This is a genomic window from Rhizobium leguminosarum (assembly GCF_002953715.1).
In the GTDB taxonomy this organism is placed as follows: domain Bacteria; phylum Pseudomonadota; class Alphaproteobacteria; order Rhizobiales; family Rhizobiaceae; genus Rhizobium; species Rhizobium leguminosarum_V.
In genome coordinates this window covers 109483-129165 of sequence record NZ_CP025017.1, presented here as the reverse complement: position 1 = coordinate 129165, position 19683 = coordinate 109483, and the positions used below count along the sequence as shown (strand labels likewise).

15 protein-coding genes and 1 pseudogene are annotated in these 19683 nt (G+C 61.7%); 5 read left to right on the top strand and 11 right to left on the bottom strand.

From position 1 onward, the window contains the following. Nucleotides 1-41 precede the first annotated feature (41 nt). From CUJ84_RS37065 to CUJ84_RS37030, 8 genes are read right to left on the bottom strand one after another with little or no spacing between them, the layout of a single operon-like run. Nucleotides 42-953, bottom strand: coding sequence for an ABC transporter permease (locus tag CUJ84_RS37065; protein ID WP_003555568.1), 912 nt, complete (start codon nt 951-953; stop codon nt 42-44). After that, nucleotides 950-2050: an ABC transporter permease gene (locus CUJ84_RS37060; protein ID WP_105010392.1), complete on the bottom strand. Its 1101-nt coding sequence runs from the start codon at nt 2048-2050 to the stop codon at nt 950-952. The genes CUJ84_RS37065 and CUJ84_RS37060 overlap by 4 nt, the downstream gene beginning before the upstream one ends. Next, nucleotides 2050-3570, bottom strand: coding sequence for an ABC transporter ATP-binding protein (locus CUJ84_RS37055; protein WP_105010391.1), 1521 nt, complete (start codon nt 3568-3570; stop codon nt 2050-2052). Before CUJ84_RS37055 ends, CUJ84_RS37060 begins: the two co-directional genes overlap by 1 nt. Nucleotides 3571-3573: 3 nt before the next feature. Then, nucleotides 3574-4671, bottom strand: coding sequence for a BMP family ABC transporter substrate-binding protein (locus CUJ84_RS37050; protein WP_105010390.1), 1098 nt, complete (start codon nt 4669-4671; stop codon nt 3574-3576). Nucleotides 4672-4698: 27 nt separating this feature from the next. After that, nucleotides 4699-6078 (bottom strand): amidohydrolase, encoded by a 1380-nt coding sequence (locus CUJ84_RS37045; RefSeq protein ID WP_105010389.1) that lies wholly within the window; start codon nt 6076-6078, stop codon nt 4699-4701. Nucleotide 6079: 1 nt separating this feature from the next. Further along, nucleotides 6080-6739 carry a glutathione S-transferase family protein gene (locus CUJ84_RS37040; protein ID WP_105010388.1) on the bottom strand — a complete coding sequence of 220 codons (660 nt, stop codon included), beginning with the start codon at nt 6737-6739 and terminating at the stop codon, nt 6080-6082. Beyond that, nucleotides 6736-7581: an aromatic ring-hydroxylating oxygenase subunit alpha gene (locus CUJ84_RS37035; RefSeq protein ID WP_105010387.1), complete on the bottom strand. Its 846-nt coding sequence runs from the start codon at nt 7579-7581 to the stop codon at nt 6736-6738. Before CUJ84_RS37035 ends, CUJ84_RS37040 begins: the two co-directional genes overlap by 4 nt. Further along, nucleotides 7578-8228, bottom strand: coding sequence for a Rieske 2Fe-2S domain-containing protein (locus tag CUJ84_RS37030; RefSeq protein WP_105010386.1), 651 nt, complete (start codon nt 8226-8228; stop codon nt 7578-7580). The genes CUJ84_RS37035 and CUJ84_RS37030 overlap by 4 nt, the downstream gene beginning before the upstream one ends. A 769-nt stretch (nt 8229-8997) precedes the next feature. Here CUJ84_RS37030 and CUJ84_RS37020 point away from each other — a divergent pair. Continuing rightward, nucleotides 8998-9237: a hypothetical protein gene (locus tag CUJ84_RS37020; RefSeq protein ID WP_105010385.1), complete on the top strand. Its 240-nt coding sequence runs from the start codon at nt 8998-9000 to the stop codon at nt 9235-9237. Nucleotides 9238-9265: 28 nt separating this feature from the next. Here CUJ84_RS37020 and CUJ84_RS37015 read toward each other — a convergent pair whose 3' ends face one another. After that, the gene (locus tag CUJ84_RS37015) at nt 9266-10159 is read right to left on the bottom strand and encodes a LysR family transcriptional regulator (RefSeq protein WP_105010384.1); all 894 of its coding nucleotides are present in this window, start codon (nt 10157-10159) and stop codon (nt 9266-9268) included. Nucleotides 10160-10273: 114 nt separating this feature from the next. Between CUJ84_RS37015 and CUJ84_RS37010 the strand changes: the two genes are divergently transcribed. Together CUJ84_RS37010 and CUJ84_RS37005 are read left to right on the top strand one after the other, a co-directional pair. Then, nucleotides 10274-10906 carry a DsbA family protein gene (locus CUJ84_RS37010; RefSeq protein WP_105010383.1) on the top strand — a complete coding sequence of 211 codons (633 nt, stop codon included), beginning with the start codon at nt 10274-10276 and terminating at the stop codon, nt 10904-10906. A gap of 103 nt (nt 10907-11009) precedes the next feature. Further along, nucleotides 11010-11912, top strand: coding sequence for an MBL fold metallo-hydrolase (locus CUJ84_RS37005; RefSeq protein WP_199788907.1), 903 nt, complete (start codon nt 11010-11012; stop codon nt 11910-11912). A 106-nt stretch (nt 11913-12018) separates the two neighbouring features. Here CUJ84_RS37005 and CUJ84_RS37000 read toward each other — a convergent pair whose 3' ends face one another. Then, on the bottom strand, nt 12019-16545 hold the full coding sequence (locus CUJ84_RS37000; RefSeq protein WP_105010381.1) for an autotransporter outer membrane beta-barrel domain-containing protein: 4527 nt from the start codon (nt 16543-16545) through the stop codon (nt 12019-12021). A 310-nt stretch (nt 16546-16855) separates the two neighbouring features. On the opposite strand from CUJ84_RS37000, the gene CUJ84_RS38180 reads away from it, so the two are divergent. Both CUJ84_RS38180 and CUJ84_RS36995 read left to right on the top strand, forming a co-directional pair. Next, nucleotides 16856-17263 (top strand): hypothetical protein, encoded by a 408-nt coding sequence (locus tag CUJ84_RS38180; protein ID WP_210208134.1) that lies wholly within the window; start codon nt 16856-16858, stop codon nt 17261-17263. A 456-nt stretch (nt 17264-17719) separates the two neighbouring features. Continuing rightward, nucleotides 17720-17865 (top strand): annotated as a pseudogene (locus CUJ84_RS36995) (DUF1127 domain-containing protein). A gap of 415 nt (nt 17866-18280) precedes the next feature. On the opposite strand, the gene lpdA reads toward CUJ84_RS36995, so the two are convergent. After that, nucleotides 18281-19678, bottom strand: coding sequence for a dihydrolipoyl dehydrogenase (gene lpdA, locus CUJ84_RS36990; RefSeq protein ID WP_105010380.1), 1398 nt, complete (start codon nt 19676-19678; stop codon nt 18281-18283). Between the last annotated feature and the right edge of the window lie 5 nt (nt 19679-19683).

Below are 19683 nucleotides of genomic sequence, written 5' to 3'. Positions count from 1 at the left end.
CGTAGGCGTTTGATCCCGAAAACCGCTTTCCGCACTACGCTCTATCGCTCAAATGGTTCGCCGAGCGAAGCGACACCGTTCAGTTTCAGCAGGCGACGGTCGGCGGAAATAATGCCGAGCACGATGATCGTGACGAGATATGGCAGGCTCGAGAGCAGTTGCGAAGGCACGTCCAGTCCGGTTGCCTGGGCTGCAAGCCCCATCAGCGAGACCGCGCCGAAGAGGCAGGCGCCGAGGAAGATACGGCCGGTGAGCCAAGTCCCAAAGACGACGAGGGCGATGGCAATCCAGCCGCGCCCAGCAATCATTCCATCGGCCCAGAGTGGTGTATAGACCACCGACGCATAGGCGCCGGCGAAACCGGCCATCGCGCCGCCGAAGGCGATGGCGAGGACGCGGACTGAGACTACCGAGTAACCGATGGCATGGGCGGCCTTCGGGTTCTCGCCAACGGCGCGGACGATGAGGCCAAGCTTGGTGTAGGCAAATATGGCCCAGAGAGCGAGAGTCGCGACGAGCGAAATCCACACGACGATGTCCTGGACGAAAAGGCCGCCGACAACCGGCAATTCCGAAAGCCCGGGAAGGGCAAGCTTCGGAAGTCCCCTGACCGTGAGGCTTTCATAGGTCTTGCCGAAAAGCGCGGAGAGGCCTTGGCCGAGAATGCCGATGGCAAGGCCCGCTGCCACCTGGTTTGCCCGGAATCCCAACGTGACGAAGGCAAAGAGCAGCGAAAGGACAGCGCTGCCGAGCCCGGCTGCGACGAAGCCCAGGAGATGTCCACCGCCCTGGTAGACGATGATGAAGGCGAGCACGGCACCGAAGGCCATCAATCCCTCGACCCCGAGGTTGAGAACGCCGGCGCGCTCGGCCACCAGTTCGCCGAGTGCTGCCAGAAGAAACGGTGTCGCAGCCGCAAGCATGCCGGCAAGAATGAACTCGATGGCGTTCATGACGGGCTCCAATGGGCGGCGCGTCGCCATTCAAGGCGGTAGCGCACGAAAGCGACGGCGATCAGGTAAGCGAGCAGCAGACTGCCCTGGAAGACACGGACAGCGGCGATCGGCAGGTTGGCCGAGACCATGGCATTGTCGCCACCGATGTAGATGACCGCCATGACCAGCGCCGAGATCACGATGCCGATCGGATGCAGGCCGCCGAGATAGGCGACGATGATGGCCGCATAGCCGTAGCCGCTCGCGACCGAACGCTGCAGCTGGCCGAGCGGGCCTGCGACTTCGGCCGCACCCGCAAGACCGGCTGCAAAACCGCCGATCAGCAGCGAAAGCCAGATCGCCCAACCTTCCTTGAAGCCGGCGTAGCCGGCAGCCCGCGGCGCCAGACCGCCGACCTGCAGCTTGTAGCCGATGAAGCTTTTCTGCATGAAGACCCAGGCCGCAACAGACAAAGCGAGCGTGATGAGGAATGAAACATTGACGCGGGTACCGGCGATCAGGGTCGGTACCATCGCATCATACTGGAACATCACGGACTGGGGGAAGTTGAAGCCGTTCGGATCCTTCCAGGGGCCGAGCAGCAGGTAGTTCAGCAGCTGCGCCGCAACGAGGCTCAGCATCAGTGAAACGAGGATCTCGTTGGCGTTGAGGCGCACGCGCCAGAAGGCGGTGAGAGAAGCCCAAAATGCGCCGCCGATTGCGCCGAGCAGCAGCATTGCCGGCCAGATCCACTGACCCGTCGCCTGCGGAAACCAGACCGGAATGGCAGAGGCGAAGATCGCGCCGAGAATGAACTGGCCTTCGGCGCCGATGTTGAAGACCTTGGCACGAAAGCCGATTGCCAGCCCCTGAGCGATCAGAAGGAGAGGGCCTGCTTTTAAAAGCACTTCCGAAAAGGACGCCCAGGAGAGGAAAGGCTCGAAAAGCATCGCATAGATGACCGCGACAGGGTCGCGGCCCATCAAGATGTAAAGGCCGAGGTTGAGCGCGATCGCTATGACAAGTGCTATGACGGGCGCGATCAAGGTCGCGGCAAGCGAAGCGCGCTCCCGACGGACCAGGGTGGGAACGAAAGCAAGGAACCAAGCACTCATCACTGGACTTTCTCGGGCGAGGCTTGTGCCCCGATCATGTATCGGCCGATCTCCTCGGGCTTCGTGTCCCGCGTTGCGAGCGGCGGGCTGAGCCGGCCGTGATGCAGCACCTGGATGGAATCGCAGAGCTCGAACAGTTCTTCCAGCTCCTCGGAAATGACGAGGATCGCCATGCCCTGATTGCGCAAGGCGACCAGACGGCTGCGGATGGCGGATGCGGCGCCGATATCCACGCCCCAGGTCGGCTGCGCCAGGAAAAGCAATTTGGGAGACAGCATGATTTCGCGGCCAACGATGAATTTCTGCAGATTGCCGCCCGATAGAGTGCCGGCTTCCGCATCCGGGCCGGGTGTGCGCACATCATACTGACGGATGCAATCCTCGGTGAACGCCAACGCCCGCGCCCTGTCGACAAGACCGTGCCGCAAAAGCTTGAGCGGATGGGCCGTCAGTAGGCTGTTGAGGGCGAGCGACATCTCGGGGACTGCGCCACGTCCGAGCCGGTCTTCCGGAACGAAGGCAAATCCGAGCGTCCGCCGTGCAGCGGCATCGAGCCTGCCCACGTCGATCCCCATCATGTAGATCCGGTCGCGTTGGTCGCGCCCCAGCACCGTCTCACCTGAAATCAATGCGGCAAGCTCGCTTTGGCCGTTGCCCGAAATACCGGCGATCCCGAGGATTTCGCCGGCACGCACTTCGAGGCTGATGCCGGAGAGCGGCACCGCGAAGGGATCGTCGGGCTGATAATCCAACCCGATGATCTCCAGCCGCTTTTCCCCGCCAGACAGCGGCAGCGCCGAGATGGGGGCGGGCATGTCGCGGCCGATCATCATGCGGGCAAGGTCATGGGCATCATGTTCGCGCGGGTCGACATCCCCGGTCACCCGTCCGCCGCGCAGGATCGTCGCCCGGTCACAGATCGCCCGGATTTCCTCGAGCTTGTGGGAGATCAACAGGATGGAAACGCCGCCGTCGCGCAGCCGGCGCAGCGTGTCGAACAGCTTTTCCACCAATTGCGGCGGCAGGACGGAGGTGGGCTCGTCGAGGATCAGCAGCTTCGGATTGGTCATCAGGCTTCGGATGATCTCCACCCGTTGCCGCTCGCCGACGGACAGCGCATGCACATGGGCGAGCGGATCGACTTCGAGGCCGAACTCCCGTCCAAGCGTCCGAATGCGTTCCTTGAGCTCAGCCTTGCGGCCCGGCACGACCAGCCGAATATTCTCCAGGACGGTCAGGGTCTCGAACAGCGAAAAGTGCTGGAAGACCATCCCGATGCCGTTGCGCCTCGCCTCGGCAGGGGAGGCGAGGCGCAACGGTTTTCCTTCCCAGACGACATCCCCGTCGTCCGGTTGCTCGACGCCGTAGATCAGCTTCATCAGCGTCGATTTTCCCGCCCCGTTTTCGCCGAGGATCGCATGGATCGATTGCGGCGCCACGTCCAGATCGATCGCCTGATTGGCGTGGATCTGGCCGTAACTCTTCGAAATGCCGCGCAGCGACAGGAGCGGGGTCGTCATGACTTATTTCGGCAGCGGCGTGGACACGCCCTTGACGTGCCAATTCATGGCGATGATCTCGGCGTCGGCCATGGTTGCGCCAGATGCGACACCTTCGCTGCCGTCGGCCTTGGTGATCGGCCCGGTGAAGGGCGAGAAGCTGCCGTCGGCGATCTTTGCCTCGATCTCCTTGATCTTGGTCATCACGTCAGCCGGAACATCCGGATTCCAGTCCACCACTTCGACGACCTTGTCGGCGACGCCGAGGAACGCATTGGCGCCCTTGAACGTGCCGGCGAGATGGGCGTCGACCGATGCCTTGAAGAACGGTGACCAGTCCGTCGAGATGCATCCGAGATAGGTTTTCGGTGCGTATTTCTTCATCGAGGAGTTGAGGTTGAAGGCGTAGACGCCGGCTTCCTCGCAGGCCGAGATGACGGACGGCGTGTCCTGGGCGTTGGAGAAGATCACGTCGCACTTCTGCGCGATCAGGGCTTTGGCGGCCTCCTGCTCCTTGGCCGGGTCGAACCAGGAGTTCACCCAGACGACCGAGACCTCGATATCGGGCTTGACGGCCTGGGCGCCGAGGGTGAAGGCGTTGATGGAAGTGATCAGTTCGGGAATGGCGAAGGCCGACACAGAGCCGAGCTTGCCGGTCTTGGAAAGTGCTGCGGCAGCCATGCCGAGCAGATAGGTGCCCTGGAAATACTTGGCCGCGAACGGCGAGAAGTTCGCAGCGACCTGAAAGCCGGAGGCGTGCAGAACCGTGACGCTCGGATCGCGGCGGGCGATCTGCAGGGCGCCGTTCTGATAGCCGAAAGAGCCGGCGACCAGGAACTTGTTTCCGTCGGCGACGGTCTTGTTCATGATGCGGTCGGCGTCAGGGCCTTCCGCGATATTCTCAAGCACGGTGACCTTCACCTTGTCGCCGTAAGCGGCCTTGATCGGCTCGAGACCGGCGGCAAGTGCATGCCCCCAGCCGACGTCGCCGATCGGCGACGGGACGACGAGCGTGATGCCGAGCGGTTCGTCGGCGGCCAAAGCAAGGCGGCTGCCGAGCACGCCGGCAAGGCCGGTGGCGGCAGCGGCCGTCATCAGGTTTCTGCGGGTCAGTTTGGTCATGTTCTCAGTTCCCTCTTTTGGTTTTTTTTAAAATTCCACGGCGGATAGTGCAGCCTCGGCATCGGCTGACAGCTTGGCCTCGTCGAGACCGGGGAATTCGCCCTTCTGCCAGACGATGCGGCCATTGATCATGGTCATGTCGGTCGCCATGCCGATGCCGACGCGGGCAATCAGGCTCAGCGGATCGTGCCGCGTACCGACATAATCCATGCGGCGGGTGTCGATCGCAAACAGGTCAGCGGCCATGCCGGGCGCCAGCCGGCCGATATCACGCCGGCCGAGCAGGCTGGCTCCCCCTGACGTGCCGTAGCCGAGGAAATCGACCGGCGGCGGCACGGGATGGGTGCGGCCGGAGGCGACGAGGCACTGCAGCATGTAGGCGGAGTGCAGGCAGTGCATCAGGTTGGAATTGTCGTTGGAGGCAGCGCCGTCGCAGCCGAGGCCGATGCGCAGGCCGAAGGCGGCCATCGCGGGAATGTCGGTGACCTCAGCGCCGACCAGATAGACCGGTTCCGGGCAATGCGCGACGCCGGTGCCGCTGGCGGCCATCTTCCTGAGTTCGTCGTGGGTGAGTTCCCAGCAATGGGCATAGAAGGCGTCGGGTCCGGCAAAGCCAAGTTCTTCCAGATAGTCGACCGTACGCATGCCATGGCGAGCCTGAATGACCGGGCTTTCGCCTTCGCCGACATGAGTATGCATCATGACGCCGTGATCGCGCGCCAATGCCACCGATTCCACGAAGGTCTCGCGATAGCAATTGACCGGCTGGCAGGGCGCGACCACCACCTGGCACATGCTGAAGGGGCTGGTATCGTGGTAGGTCTCGATCAGCCGGGCGCAGTCGGCGATGAACTCGTCGGTCGTTTCCAGCATCTCGTCGGGGATGGTCGAGCCTTCCGACTTCGGCAGGGTGTTGCCGCCGCGGCCGGCATGGAAACGCATGCCGAGCAGATCGGCCGCCTCGAATTGACGGTCGATCAGCCGCTTCCCGGCGTGCCGGGGGAAATTGTACTGGTGGTCGAAGGCCGTGGTGCAGCCGTGCTTGATCATCTCGGCCATCGCCGTGACGGAGGAGTGGTAGAAGCACTCCTCGTTGAGCTGCGAAAAGATCGGGTAGATGCGGTCCAGCCACTCGATCACCGAGAGCTTCGTCCAGTCGAGATCGGCACGGTTGCGTACGAAGCACTGGAAGAAGTGATGATGGGTGTTGACGAGACCCGGATAGACGAACCAGCCGGCAGCATCCTGAACGGTCGTGCCGGCAGGCAGTGCGTCCACCCCCAGATTTTCGCCGATCGCCAGGATCGCCGGACCGCTGGTCAGGAGATCGACATTGCGATGGACGGCCGGTCCCTTGCCCTCGTCGACAATCACGGCTGCGCAGTTCTTCAGGAGATAACCAGCCATCTCACGCCTCGCCCGGTTCGATATGAGGTTCGGGCTTCAGCTCGTGCAGCCGGTGAATACCTGGCATCTCGATAAACTTGTCGAGGGCGCGCAGCGCCCGGGACCAGAGCCGGATCGCAGGATAAGCATCCAGCGTGATGCCGCCATCGGGCGCCAGCGCCACATAGGGAAAGCAGGCGATGTCGGCAATTGTCGGCCGATCGGCGGCGAGGAAGCGCATGCCGCGAAGGCCCTGCTCGACAAGCCCGGCTTCAAGCTCGCGAAGGGCGGCGATGCCCTGGGCCTGCAGCGCGCCGATATTGCCCGGCCGCAACAGCATTTCATGGAGCCGTGCTGCCCCGAGGCTTGCCGTCAGCCGGCCGGAGAAGGACAGCCATTGCTGCACCCGCGCCGCTTCCTCGGCCTTACCGCTGCCGAGCCATTCGGGTGCTGCCTTGGCGGCGAGATAGACGAGGATCGCCGACGATTCCGTCAGGATCAGATCGCCATCCTCCAGGATCGGAATGGAGCCTGCCGGGTTGAGCGCAAGCAACTCGGGGCCGCGATGCTCGGCGCCGGGATGGAAATCCACCGGGCGCAGATCAAGCTTCACGCCGATCAGCGCCGCCATCAGGCGCACCTTGTAGCAACTGGGCGAGAGAATGTAGTCGTAGAGCTTCATTGCGCCACCAGCTGTGCGCCGTAGGTATAATTGTGGCGCTTCAGCCAGCGCCGGTAGGCGATCGATGTCAGATCGGCCCGCGTCGGGATTTCCATGCCGGGGTCGAGCGGCAACAGCCGCGGTATCTGGTTTTCGAGGATCGACCGGTCCTGCAGAAAGATCGTCTGCTGGAAATGGATGAGGTCGGTCATCGCGGTTTCGTCGTCGAAGAGCGCCATCCATGGCCAGACGTCGCAGAGGTCCTCAGCCAGCGGCTGCACGAAGAGCGTGATGACATCCCATTCGCTCGGACGCGGCGGGCAGGTCTTGTAAAGCACGGAGCAGGTGGGTGCCGGCACGCGGTACATGTATTCCGTCGTGATCCCGCCGCTTGCCGACTTGGCGGCCTGCGGCTGGTAGAATTTCACCTGCGTTGCCCAGACCTCGTCTTCTTCCTCTCGGATCTCGACCTTGTAGTTCTGGACCTCGGTGTGCGGCTCCGCGCCGAGAATGTCGGTGTGGACGAAGGGGAAATGGGCGATGTCGAGGAAGTTCTCGACGGCGCGCAGGGGCGAGCAGCGCACCCGCACCACGCCGACATCGACGAAGCGACGGCCGGGCTGGTCAGCCTCGGGAATGGGGAAAAGCTCCTTCTTCGGCTCGCCGAGGGAGGACCAGACATGACCGTAACGCACACGCACCGGCAAAACGCGGCCATCGCCGCTCGTCACCTTCGCATTGCCATCGGCATCGCGCGCCACTTCGATCGGCTCGCCCATCAACGCCGTCGTGCGACCTGCGCTGTCGAGCTGGCTGAAAAGCCCGACAGGATACCATTCGTCGATCATCGCCTGCATGGTCATTGCGCGATATCCCTCTGAAGACCCTCAGCCCGGCGGCGCAGGCTCTCGGCGGCCCGTGAGGCGCCGATGCCCGCCGCGGGGCCGGTGTCACCCTTCAGCAGCACATGGATCAACGTCTGTCCGTCTTCCCAAGCGGATAATAGCAGACAGACGGCCCCGGTGGATGCGTCGATTTCGACAAGACCGTCAGGGCTCGTCTTCGCACCGGCCGCCGCCTCGATCGCCGCGATGCCGGCGAACGCCGTCAGCGAACGCAAGGGAGCGAGACCATCAAGCCTCGGCGGCTTCGAAGCAGGCGTACCCACAGCCACCCAGATCACGTTATCTGTTTCCTCGACGTCATGGGTGGCGACGCGAATGGTTTCCGGTGGCGTCAGCCCCGGATGGGCCGGAATGCGGAGACAGTTTCCGGCCTGGCCGTAGCTCCAACCATGATAGATGCAGGAGAGCGTCTCGCCGCGCACGAAGCCGTGAGACAGGCGCATGCCACGATGCGGACAGCGATCCGCCGATGCCGATATGCGCCCCGAAGCGCTACGCCACAGGGCAATCGATCCGGCTGCCGTCCGTGCCGGTATGACGGTTCTGGCCGGCAAATCCCGGGACAGGGCGACTGGCGTCCAAAAGCCGGTCGTGGCGGATGGCATGACGAGAGTTCCCAAACAAAATCATATGCTTGCCGAGCACGTCCCACCTCGGCATCGAGGCAATTCCGCTCAACCTTATCAGGTTTGCATAATTATTTCGCAATGGCAACAATGAGTAAATAATATGCACGGGGGAAATGTGCCACAGCCCGGCACTAGGTCCTTTCGCCGCTGATCGCCGTGCGATCTATCCTCTCGACCCATACGTCGATGGGCCCGAGAGAGCATCCCATCTCCATCATATCGATGAGTTCCTCTGGCCCAGCAACCTCAAGTTCAATCCGCATCGAACTCATATGAGATATGGTGTGCGATAGGCCAAGCTTAGCGGCATGGCGCCGGATCCATGGGACAAAGGAGGCGACCTCGAGATCACCAACAATCGTCATCCGCTGCAGGAGGTGGCTCTTATCTTGTCCCATGCTCGCCCTTGCTTTCCGACACCATAGCGCCTGAAGGAATTTGGGGAAGGGGTCATCGTCAAGGCGAGAATATGGCGTCGGAGTTTGCTTTGCAAAGCCCTGCATAGCCTGACAGTTCGCTTCAACGTCAGCTGGCGTTTGCTGCCCAAGATGAGTCGATTCAGATCTGGCCATCAAGATCGGCCATATGATGGTCTTTAAGGGGGCGCGCATAAACACGCCTCAACACGCCGCCTGGTCCTGCACTGGAGATATCTTTCTCCGTATCGCCTTGCCCGTTGGCAGCAGCGCTTTCGGCTTCGACATCTGGGTGCTACACGGCGACGTTTGTATTTAAAGGAAATATCATGAAAAGACTGGTTCGCCTGCTGCTGACGATCGCCCTTGCCGTTGTCGTTCTTACGGGTTTCCGCTGGTATCGCTATGTGACCAACAGCGACAGCCCCTATGATGAAATCGGCATTACGCTCAACAATTCCATGCCCGGCCCAATCAACAGCTGGGGCTGCGCCAAGCTCAAAAACACCTTTGCCAATTCCTTGCCGCCCTACGGCTGTGCCGCCGGCGACGCGACGCAGTGGAAGTAACAACTGCAGGGCTGCGCCATGGCGCAGCCTAGTCGCGCGAGCGGCCCCCTGTCAGCATTGCGACAAAAGCCGTGACTTTGGGTGTGCGGAACCGAGCTGCCGGATAGACGACATAGATTCCTCCGGCCGGCAGGCTCCAGTCCGGCAACAATCTTGTCAGTCGGCCAGCGTCTATATGCTCTTCAGCCAGAAAATCCGGCAGCACGGATATGCCCGCCCCCGCAAGCGTGGCCGCGAGAACAGCAGGCGTCGAATTGCTCATGAGGCTCTGTTGCATCCGCACGGTGCGCCGATCGAAATCGCCCTGGATAAACCTCCAGGTCACCGGCTCCTTGAGGGCCAGGTTGGCGATAAACGGCTGGCCCGCCACATCCTCCGGGCTGTTCAAGCTGAGCGTGGCGGAGAAACTGGGAGACGCAACAAGAAACTGCCGGAACGAACCGATCCGTCTCGCTTGATGACTGGAGTCATCGAGCCAACCAACGCGGATCGACAGATCGATCTGATTGGCGAGCAGATCCATCTTCGTATCGGCGAGCAGAAGCTCGACCCTGCAAGCGGGATACTTCCGGATAAAGGCCGCAGCAATCGGAGCGATCGTGCTCGCACCATAATCATTGGGCGCAGCAATGCGTAGCATGCCTGTCGGCTCGGCATTTGCGCGGGTGATTTCATCGACCGCGTCTCCTGCTTCGCGGAAAATCAAGACGCAGCGCGCGTAGAGAAGTTTGCCGGCCTCAGTCGGCTCGACGCGTCGTGTTGTTCGGAGGAGCAAGCTGGTTTTCAACTCAGCTTCCAGCCGCGCAACCTGCTGGCTGACGACCGTCTTCGTGATTGCGAGGCGCTCGGCAGCTTTCGTGAACGAGCCGGTATCGACGACGGCTGCGAAATAGGCCAGCCGATTGAGGTTGACAGCCTCCATAACCTTCTTCCATTTAATTGTAAGTTTTTGACATACATTCTGTCACATTTAACAATATTTATCACTCAATAGAAGTGCACTATCTGTTGTCCATCGCGTCAAGGATGGTCCGATATGCATCTTACCTATCTCTACGATCCGCTTTGCGGCTGGTGCTATGGTGCGACGCCCGCGCTCGACAAAATGGCCAAGCTCGACAATCTCACCGTCGAGCTTGCACCCACCGGGCTCTTCGCGGGCGAAGGCGCCCGTCCGCTGGATGAACGTTTCGCAGCCTATGCCTGGCATAATGACCAGCGGATCAACCGGCTCACGGGACAGGTCTTCAGCCAGCTCTATCGCGATCAGGTTCTCGGGGGCACAGACAGTATGTTCGACTCCGCCCCTGCGACGCTCGGGATCATTGCGGTCGGGCTTACGCAACTCGACAGAGAGTGCGAAGCTCTGAAGGCACTTCAAATCGCCCGTTATGTTGACGGCCGCAACACCTCGGAGATCGCTGTCGTGGTCGACGTTCTCGATCAGGCCGGGTTTTCCGATGCCGTCGCTCGTGTCCGGGCTCCGGACGAGGCCCTGCTCGATATCTATCGCAACAGGATCGGGAAGTCCCGTCAACTCATGGCTGCATTCCGGATGGATGGTGTCCCCGCGCTTTTGGTCAACGACGGCGATAAGCGCCGCGTGCTGCGCAGCGATGCCTTGTTCGGCGGCTTTGACCGACTTGCTGCCGAGCTTCAGGCGGCGTGATCGTTCATCTTCAGCAGACCGTTCCATGAACTACCGACAAACCCTGCCGGGGGCAACACTCACGGCAGCAGAAAATCGAAACTGGCGATCATCGGAGACAACCATGTATTCAAGGAGAGAAATCATGAAAGCCACCCTCGCAGCCGGCGCCGTTGCCGCTTTTGCGCCTGCCGGTCTCGGCAACGCGGCCGGATCAAAGCTGGCCTGGAAGCACTTCCCCGCCGGTCAGAATGGCTTCTTTCGCGCGCCGGTGATGCTGACCGGCCCCAGCGAAGCGTTGCTGATCGATGGCGGGTTCAGCTATCCCGACGGCCGTGCGCTGGCGGAGGCCATCAAGGCCACCGGCAAGACACTGACCGCGATTTATGTCAGCCAGTCCGATCCGGACTATTACTTCAGCCTCAAGCCGGTCCTCGAAGCCTTTCCCGGCGCAAAAGTGCTGGCCGCTTCCGATACGATTGCAGCGATCAAGGGCAACGTCGAGAAAAAGCTTGCCGTTTGGGGGCCGCAGCTCAAGGAGAACGGCCCGCAGACCATTGCAGACATCGTCATGCCGGAAGCCTTCGACGCTCCAAGCCTCACAGTCGATGGTGAAACCGTCGAGATTGTCGCGGCCGAAGCAGGGTTAAGCAATCGCCGGTACCTGTTCGTGCCATCGCTGAACGCCGTTTTCGGGGGCGTCATGATTTTCTCCGGCGTCCACGTGTGGACGGCCGACACCCAGGCTCCGGAACAGCGTGCCGCATGGGTGGCCACCCTTGACAAGATCAGCGCCCGCAAGCCGACGATTGTCGTTCCCGGCCACATGATGCCGGAAGCGGCAGCCGATCTATCCGCCGTCGAGCACACGAAGAGTTATCTGCTCGCTTTCGAGGAAGAACTCGCCAAGGCCGCCGATTCCGCGGCGCTGAAGGCCGCCATGGAAGCCCGCTTCCCCGGTCTCGGCATGGGCGTTGCGCTCGACATCGGCTCCAAGGTTGCCAAGGGAGAAATGAAGTGGGGCTGAACCGCCGATCTTCAAACTGATATGAAGGGCCTGGGAGGGCCCGGTGAAATTCAGTCCTCACCGGGCGCAATTCTTGAAAGGCACATTTCTGGGATGGATCAGGCGCTCAGAACCTGACCCTGAACCCCGCCGTGCCAGTCACATGATAGCTGTCGCCAAAATTGCCCAGGCTGGTATTGACTGTCATTTCGGTGTGGAGTGCGTATTTGTCGTCGGCCCAGCTATAGCTGCCGCCGACGCCGACGCCGCCCCAAAGCGGCTCTTCCTCGCTGGTGAGTTTTACCCCGGCGAGATCCGTCTGCGCGCCGGAGAGGAACTCATAGTGGATATTGGCGATGCCATAGGCATGTAGGCGGCTGGTTTGACCGGAGGCGTCGGTCAAGGCGGTCTGGTAGTCGGCGGAGATACCCAATCGCCCCTTAAGGCTATCGCCGTCTAGCAGCGACACGGAGGCTCCGAAGGCATCGGTGAAATCGTCATAGTCGACTGCCGAATGGACCAATTGCACCTGGGGAGTGATCGACCAATTGGCCCCGAGCGCGATCTCCTGGCCCATTTCCAATCCCAATGCATAGCCAAAGCCATCTATGCCCGAGGCGAGGCTCGTGGCCGCGGTCGTCGAGGACAGGTCGCTGTCGTACCAAGTCAGATTGGCCTGCGCATCGAGATAGAAGCCAGTTTCGGCCTGCCATGTCAGCGTCGCACCCACACCATAGCTGGTCGCACCAATGCTGCCGGCCCCATACGGGGAGGTGATGTCGGCCGCAAGCGTGCCATAACGCGCCCAAACGCCGCCGGTCAGTTGGCCGGCCGTCCCGTCATCGAGCAGCCCATCGGCTCCTGCCTGGAGCTGCCAGATGTCGACATCATAGGTCGCGTCGGTCGTCGACGTTTTGGGGTCGATGCGTAGATGGCTACCAGTAATCCGGCCCCAGATGCCGCTTCCTGACGCGGCCGCGTCAGGCAGGGTGCCGGTATCGACGACGTCACTCGTCCAGGACCGGTTGCCGACGCGCTGGCGCATTGTCTCGAGGCTATTGAAACTCTGCAATACATTGGCATAGGCCTCGTAGACGGGGGCGCCTGGCTGGTAAAGCGGCACAGTTGGGACGCCCGGGATCGAGGGATCAAGCAGCGCCGAACGCAGATACCAGTCGCCATCGGCCGGCGTGCTGACGCCATCCTTGTAGAGTCGATAGCCATAGGCACCAGCCACGACGGCCTGTTCGCCCTCGAATACATAGCTGCCTAAAAGCGCGAAGGTGCCATTCGATGCTCCGCCGATATCAACGATCTTGATGCCTTCAATGGTCGGGGCGCCGATGCCGCCAAGGTTGATGACGTCGACGCTGGTAACACCGGCCGTATCGCCGGTGACGATCAGCCTGTCGGCCGGTGAACTGTCGCCGCCCAGCACGGCTTCGATTTCCAGATTGCCACCTGTGCCGATGTAGTTGCCGTTGATGGTCAGCGTACCGATAGAATTGCCCGGGGCGATCAAGCCGCCGGCTTCATTGTTTGTCGTGCCGACCGGGCCGTTTCCCATCAGGGTGCCGCCACTGGCAACGGTCAATGTGCCGCCCAATTGACCATTCACGGACAATATGCCCGCAGAGATGCGGGTCTGTCCTACGAATGACGAACTGTTCGCCGTCAGCGTGGTCATGCCGGTCCCCAGCTGACGGATTTGGCCAATGCCGGAGATGACGCCATTGAAACTCATGGCGTCCGACCGGCCAAAGGCGAGAATGCCGGCATTGCTGACATTGCCGGCCAGGCTGCCCGACGTGCCGCCATTGCCGATCTGCAAAGCACCAGAGTTGATGATGCTGCCGCCCGTAACGGTATTGGCTCCAGTCAGAACTGTGGTGCCCAAGCCGCGTTGCACCAGGCTGCCGACACCGCTTGTGGCGCCGGCAAAGATCGAATCGTCCGAGCGATCGAAGGCGAGAACGCCGGCATTGGCGACATTGCCTGCCAGGCTGCCGGTTGTGCCGCCATTGCCGACCTGCACGGTGCCGGCGTTGATCGTCGTACCGCCCGTATGGGAGGCGGCGGCGGCAATGATCAGCGTGCCGCTCCCAGCTTTGTCGAAACTGCCGGCGCCCGAAACGGTACCGTTTAAAGTCAGCGTCGTGCCGGCATCGGTCAGCAATCCGCCGGTGCTGGACATGGCGAGCGTGCGGGCTGTGGCGATATCGGCAGTCGTGCGCAACGTGCCTCCGTCAAGCACAAGGTTACCGGAGGCAGCGCCGAGATTGAGGTCGTCCGCGATGGCCAGGGTGCCGCCCTCGATCGCCGTTCCCCCCGTATAGCTGTTGGTGCCGCCCAAGACCAAGGTGCCGAGATCGGTCTTGACCAGTTGCGACGCGCCGGTGAGTTCGGAGTCGATGGTTGCACTGATGGCTGCGCCGCCAACTGTGCCGTCGCCGACGCGAATGATGGACGAGGGGGAGCCCGACAGGGTGATCACCCCGCCAACGAGCTGATAGCCATCAGTGGCGAACTGCATGCCAGAACTATCGACGGATCCAAGGCTGTTGTCGACCGTGACTGTGCCTGGCGTGCCGGCGAAGATCGCGAAGCTTGCATCCTGGTAAGATCCGTTGAGCGCGCCAGTGCCCTCCGTCCAGTTGTCATTGCCCGCGGAGGACTGCCAAGTGCCGGTCCCGCCGTCCACCACGCCGTTGTTCCTGGGTATGGTAGTGCCGTCCCAATAACTCAGCGTCAGGCCTTGCGTGTTGACTAAGTTGACCTGATTGGCAATCGAGGTCTGCACGTAGGAGCCAGGCGCTGGGATCGTGCCGATCGTCAGGCCGTTATCGGTGAACGTGCCGGTATAACTGATAAGCCGGTAGATGCCGGGATCGAATGTGCCCCCCGCCGATGCTGTCACATTAAGCGTGCCGTCGAGCGTGAGATCACCGCCAACTGTGACCAGGTCGTTGAAAGCACCGCCGACCGTATAGGCCTGGCCCAGATCGTAATCGAGTATCGACCCGCTGGAGACGAAGAGATCTCCCAGGATCGCGAGGGTGCCTGGCTCCGTGTCGAGAGCGCCCGGCGATAGCGTCGCGCCATCCCCGATCAGGACATTGCCGCCAATCATGCCGTTGCCGCCCAGCGTCGCAGTGGCATCGACAGAGATTTCACTTGTAGCAGCGCCAAACGTGCCGACGGTATTGTTGACGAGGAGCCCGCCGGCGGTGACCGTAAGGTCGCCGGTAAAGGTGGAACTATCGCCGCTGACGGTCAGGTCAGCCGCACCATTCTTGATAAAACCGCCAGTTCCGGTGAATACACCGGCATAGGTCTGGGCAAGCGATTGGGCGATAGTCAGATCGGCGTCCAGATTAATGGTTCCGCCAGTCCCCGATAAGTTTGCCTTGGCCTGTGCGACGTCGATATCCAGAGTGCCGCCATTGACGACGAGCACCCCGGTCGAGGCACCAAGCGCGCCGACTGATGCTGCGCGCATTTGGCCCGAATTGACGGTGGTCGTGCCGCCATAGGTGTTTGCGCCGGTGAGCGTGATCAGGGCCGAGCCCGTCTTGGTGATCGAACCGCTTCCCAAGATAGTGTTGGCCACGGTTGTATTGACGATCGACTGATCGAAATCCAGACCGCCCGTGACCGAGAGGGCGCCGATCAAACCGGAGGTCGCATTGGCAAAGGTGAGGCTATTGGCTCCGCCGGTAAAGGTGATCGCATTGGCGCCGGCACCGGCTGTGACCAGACCGGCCCCACCCATGATAATCGCAAGGTTCTGGCCGACGATGCCGGCTCCACTGGCGCCCGCGGCTCCCAAAGAAAAGCCTAGGCCACCGGCGCCGCCGATGCCTCCGGTTATGCCCGCCCCGATGGTCAATGTCGTGGTGCCTCCACCACTGACCAGCAAGCCAATGCCGCCATCTCCGCCTGCCCCGCCAACGATGCCCGCGCCACCAGCGCCCCCGGCTCCGCCCGTGATGCCAGCGTTGATGATAAAAGACTGGGCGGTGCCGCCGATGAGAGAAAGACCGACGCCGCCATCGCCCGCGCCCCCGCCGAAAGCGTTCACAGACGCGCCGCCCACACCACCCGCGCCACCGGTAACCCCGACGCCGAGCGTTCCAACGGCTCCCGTGTTGACCGCTCCAAAGCCGCCCGCGCCGCCGCCACCGCCACCGCCGCTTCCTGGAGCCGCCCCACCGGCTCCTCCGACGCCGCCCGTTGCTCCTATTATGGGCAATGCCGCGTCGACAAAACCATGCGCGCCGCCACCACCGCCGCCACCACCGCCGTTGACAGCACCGACTGTGCCGACCGCCCCAACCGCTCCCGCGCTGGCGGCGCCTGCGCCGCCCAAACCGCCCGAGCTTGGAGTTGAGTCGCCACCAGTGCCACCCGTGCCCCCACTGGTTCCGGCGCCGCCCCCGCCGCCGCCAGCACCACCGAAGCTGTTGTCGGTGCCATCGCCTCCGAGGCCGCCTGCTGTGCCATTGTTGCTCGCGCCGGCCGTTCCACCCGGACCACCGGCGTTCCCGCCTGCACCAGCTTCGGCCCACACGGCCGTTGCCGTCAGAGCGCCGACCAGCGCTATCGACGAGACCGTCATCAGCAGCTTGGTGGTCAGCGATTTCACCAGAGCCATAGATGTCGTAATCCCAGCCGAGTGGTCAGGAACAACCTTCCCAGCATGCGCTGGAAATTTGGGAATCCGACCGACTTCAGGCCGGAATGGGCGTGACGTGGCGATCGCAAGACCTCCGCACGCCGTGACATCGGCAGCGTTTCGATTGGCACAGTTGATATATTTGTCGATGGCGGCTGACTCCTTAAATGGGAAGGTCGAGCCTCGATTGTGGATGTGTGATTGTCAGACCCGTACGAACTAGCCGCGAGAACCGCCAGCATATCTTGGTGACCTGAATCCCAAAAAATGCAGAAAGTTCAGGAGGGACATGAATCCACGAAGCGAGCGAGATGTAGTCATGTGGTCATCTAGTCAGGTAGATCGTCGGCAGAAATGCGTAAGCCGAACCATCCATCTGAACGAAGCGGTCAAATCGACTTTCGGTATCTCCCTGGACCGGCGACGTTCCGGTCTTGCCATCCCGGCCGAAGAGACCGATCTCGACTGTCGAACCGCCTTCTTTGCTTGCCACAACCGATCCGAGGCCCGCCTCGAGAAAATGGACGAAGCCGATTTGGTGATGCGCCGTCTCAAGCTGGTGAAGTCTGAGCTGAGTTCTCTCCAGATTTGGTGCAAGCAGGCGCCGATCTCAGGAGCGAGAGCAGATAACAAATGTTTGTTGGACAAACTCAGATTCTGGCAGGTCATCGCGCTCACAGGGGCGAAAGCACGATGATCTTCCAAACGTCAGCGCCCTTACGTGGCTGCCGCCGCATATGACGATGCGCTTATAAATTGCGCCTGGCAACAACTTTTGTGAGAAATATTGAACGTCTACGACTTATCGTTGTCGCCTGACTTTCATGTTCTGGTACTGGGCCGCCCAGCACGGCGAAGTGATTGACCTGCTGTCACCGTTGGCAACCAAAGTTGTGCTTTTTTCGAATTTCGAGCCGGCGAACCTCATCCTGGACGCACAGCGCGGAGTTCGCTTCTGAAATGCCGATGCCAAAGATCGGCCACGGCTTGTGATCGCTTGGGCCTTAAAAAAGAGCCTTTGCCGCGAAATCGAAAGATCATATGCGTGCTGTGCATAGGTGGGATGAGGGGTTGTCGCTGTTTTATCGTCGAAACGACGCCGGAACCAGGAAAGGTTGCTGACGTCAGACAGCCCTCAGGAAAGGGGTTTATCATGAACGTAGCACGCTCTTTCAACAACTGCGCAAGTTCCTTCAGACCGTTACCGAACTCGGCCGCATGTCCAGCCGTGAGCTGCAGGACCTCGGTATCGACCGCGCGGAAATCCGCAGCGTTGCCCGCGCATCGATCGCGCGCTAACCGCACAGCATTTGATCTAAAGACTGCTCGACGCCGGCAGATGACCGTGGGTGTTATCTTGCCCTGCAACCGCGGCCTCAATTGCGCGCGATGTGTGGCTGAACCTGATCCCTCTGAACAGAGAAAGCTCTCCACCAAAAAAGATCGCAACAGAGCTGGAGCGGGAGATCGACGGTGGTGCCGCCGCAGCGGCGGTCGCACAACGCCACGCTCGAATCGCCTTTCTGCAGGCGACGCCCAGCGAATAGTTCCATAATGTTGATTATGCAAGATTTACACGTATAAAGAGTAAATTATACGTGTAGCAACCGTTAGAGAGGCGCCTTGTCGCTTGGTCGACATGGATGAATCCAACAAGACCCTCCGCCCGAGCACGACGCCTTCCCGGATCTTCAGTGTCCGGACCCGGGCGTACTCAGATATGCAGGGCGCTTCCCAAAGCTTTTAGCGCCGCCTCCAGGACCGCTTCGCTGCGGGTCGGATGCGCGTGGATGGTGCCGGCGATGTCTTCCAGGCGTGCACCCATCTCGATGGCCAGCGCAAAAGCTGCCGAGAGCTCGGAGACCCCGGCTCCCACCGCCTGCAGGCCGAGCACGAGATTGGTGTCGGCGCGGGCCACGACGCGCACGAAGCCTTCTTCGGACAGCATCGTCATCGCCCGCCCGTTGGCGCTGAACGGAAACTGGCCAGTGCGAATTTCATAGCCTTGCGCCTTCGCGTCTGCGGGCGACAGGCCGGCGCTGACGATCTCCGGATCGGTGAAGCAGATGGCGGGAATGCATCTTTTGTCCCAGGCCCGCTTCTTTCCGGCGATGATTTCCGCCACCATCTCCCCTTGCGCCATGGCCCGATGGGCAAGCATCGGCTCGCCGGTCACATCGCCGATCGCATAGATGCCGCGCATGGACGTGCGGCAACGATCGTCGATCCTCAGATAAGGGCCGGCACGATCGAGATCGAGCTCTTCGAGACCGGATCCTGCGGTTCTTGGCCGGCGGCCGACGGTGACGAGGATGCGGTCCGCAGGCAGGGTCTGCTGCCGGCCATCAGCCGTTTCGACGATCAGAGCCTCGCCATTGTCGGCAAGGCCGATCGCCTTGGCACCCGTCAACACCCGGATACCGCCTTCGGTCAGCTTGCGCATGACGGGCCGCACCAGCTCGACATCATATTGCGGCAGCACCTGTGGCGTCGCCTCGACGATCGTTACATCGGACCCCATTTTGGAAAAAGCCGTCCCGAGCTCCAGCCCGATATAACCGCCACCGACCACAACGAGCTTTTTCGGCAGCTCCGTCAGCGACAGCGCCTCTGTCGAGGACATGACGCGGCCGCCGAAAGGCAGATTCGTAAGCTCCACCGGATCCGAACCGGTGGCGATCACCACCGTCTCGGCGCGGATGATCTGCTGGCCGATTTCGGTCTCCACCTCCACCGTCTTGCCGTCGCGGAACCGGGCGCGGCCGTGGACGATCTTGACTCGTGCCTTCTGCAGCAGCCCCGAAACACCGCCTGTGAGCCGGCCGACGATCCCGTCCTTCCAGGCAATCGTCCTGCCGAGATCGATCGAGGCGCCTTCGACGCGGATGCCCATCGGGTTCTTGCCGGCAAGCATCTTTTGCGTCGCGTCGAATTCCTCCGCCGCATGGATCAACGCCTTGGAGGGAATGCAGCCGACCGTCAGGCAGGTGCCGCCCGGTTTGCCGGCCTCGACGATAACCGTATCGATGCCGAGCTGCCCGGCGCGAATGGCGCAGACATAACCGCCCGGACCGGCGCCGATGACGAGGAGCTTGCAGACGATCTCTTTCATGGATC

Bases quoted from the DNA above. Each gene is read 5' to 3' on its own strand.
- CUJ84_RS37065 (WP_003555568.1), bottom strand. From the start codon at position 953: ATGAACGCCATCGAGTTCATTCTTGCCGGCATGCTTGCGGCTGCGACA.
- CUJ84_RS37060 (WP_105010392.1), bottom strand. From the start codon at position 2,050: ATGAGTGCTTGGTTCCTTGCTTTCGTTCCCACCCTGGTCCGTCGGGAG.
- CUJ84_RS37055 (WP_105010391.1), bottom strand. From the start codon at position 3,570: ATGACGACCCCGCTCCTGTCGCTGCGCGGCATTTCGAAGAGTTACGGC.
- CUJ84_RS37050 (WP_105010390.1), bottom strand. From the start codon at position 4,671: ATGACCAAACTGACCCGCAGAAACCTGATGACGGCCGCTGCCGCCACC.
- CUJ84_RS37045 (WP_105010389.1), bottom strand. From the start codon at position 6,078: ATGGCTGGTTATCTCCTGAAGAACTGCGCAGCCGTGATTGTCGACGAG.
- CUJ84_RS37040 (WP_105010388.1), bottom strand. From the start codon at position 6,739: ATGAAGCTCTACGACTACATTCTCTCGCCCAGTTGCTACAAGGTGCGC.
- CUJ84_RS37035 (WP_105010387.1), bottom strand. From the start codon at position 7,581: ATGACCATGCAGGCGATGATCGACGAATGGTATCCTGTCGGGCTTTTC.
- CUJ84_RS37030 (WP_105010386.1), bottom strand. From the start codon at position 8,228: ATGCCATCCGCCACGACCGGCTTTTGGACGCCAGTCGCCCTGTCCCGG.
- CUJ84_RS37020 (WP_105010385.1), top strand. From the start codon at position 8,998: ATGAAAAGACTGGTTCGCCTGCTGCTGACGATCGCCCTTGCCGTTGTC.
- CUJ84_RS37015 (WP_105010384.1), bottom strand. From the start codon at position 10,159: ATGGAGGCTGTCAACCTCAATCGGCTGGCCTATTTCGCAGCCGTCGTC.
- CUJ84_RS37010 (WP_105010383.1), top strand. From the start codon at position 10,274: ATGCATCTTACCTATCTCTACGATCCGCTTTGCGGCTGGTGCTATGGT.
- CUJ84_RS37005 (WP_199788907.1), top strand. From the start codon at position 11,010: ATGTATTCAAGGAGAGAAATCATGAAAGCCACCCTCGCAGCCGGCGCC.
- CUJ84_RS37000 (WP_105010381.1), bottom strand. From the start codon at position 16,545: ATGGCTCTGGTGAAATCGCTGACCACCAAGCTGCTGATGACGGTCTCG.
- CUJ84_RS38180 (WP_210208134.1), top strand. From the start codon at position 16,856: ATGAATCCACGAAGCGAGCGAGATGTAGTCATGTGGTCATCTAGTCAG.
- lpdA (WP_105010380.1), bottom strand. From the start codon at position 19,678: ATGAAAGAGATCGTCTGCAAGCTCCTCGTCATCGGCGCCGGTCCGGGC.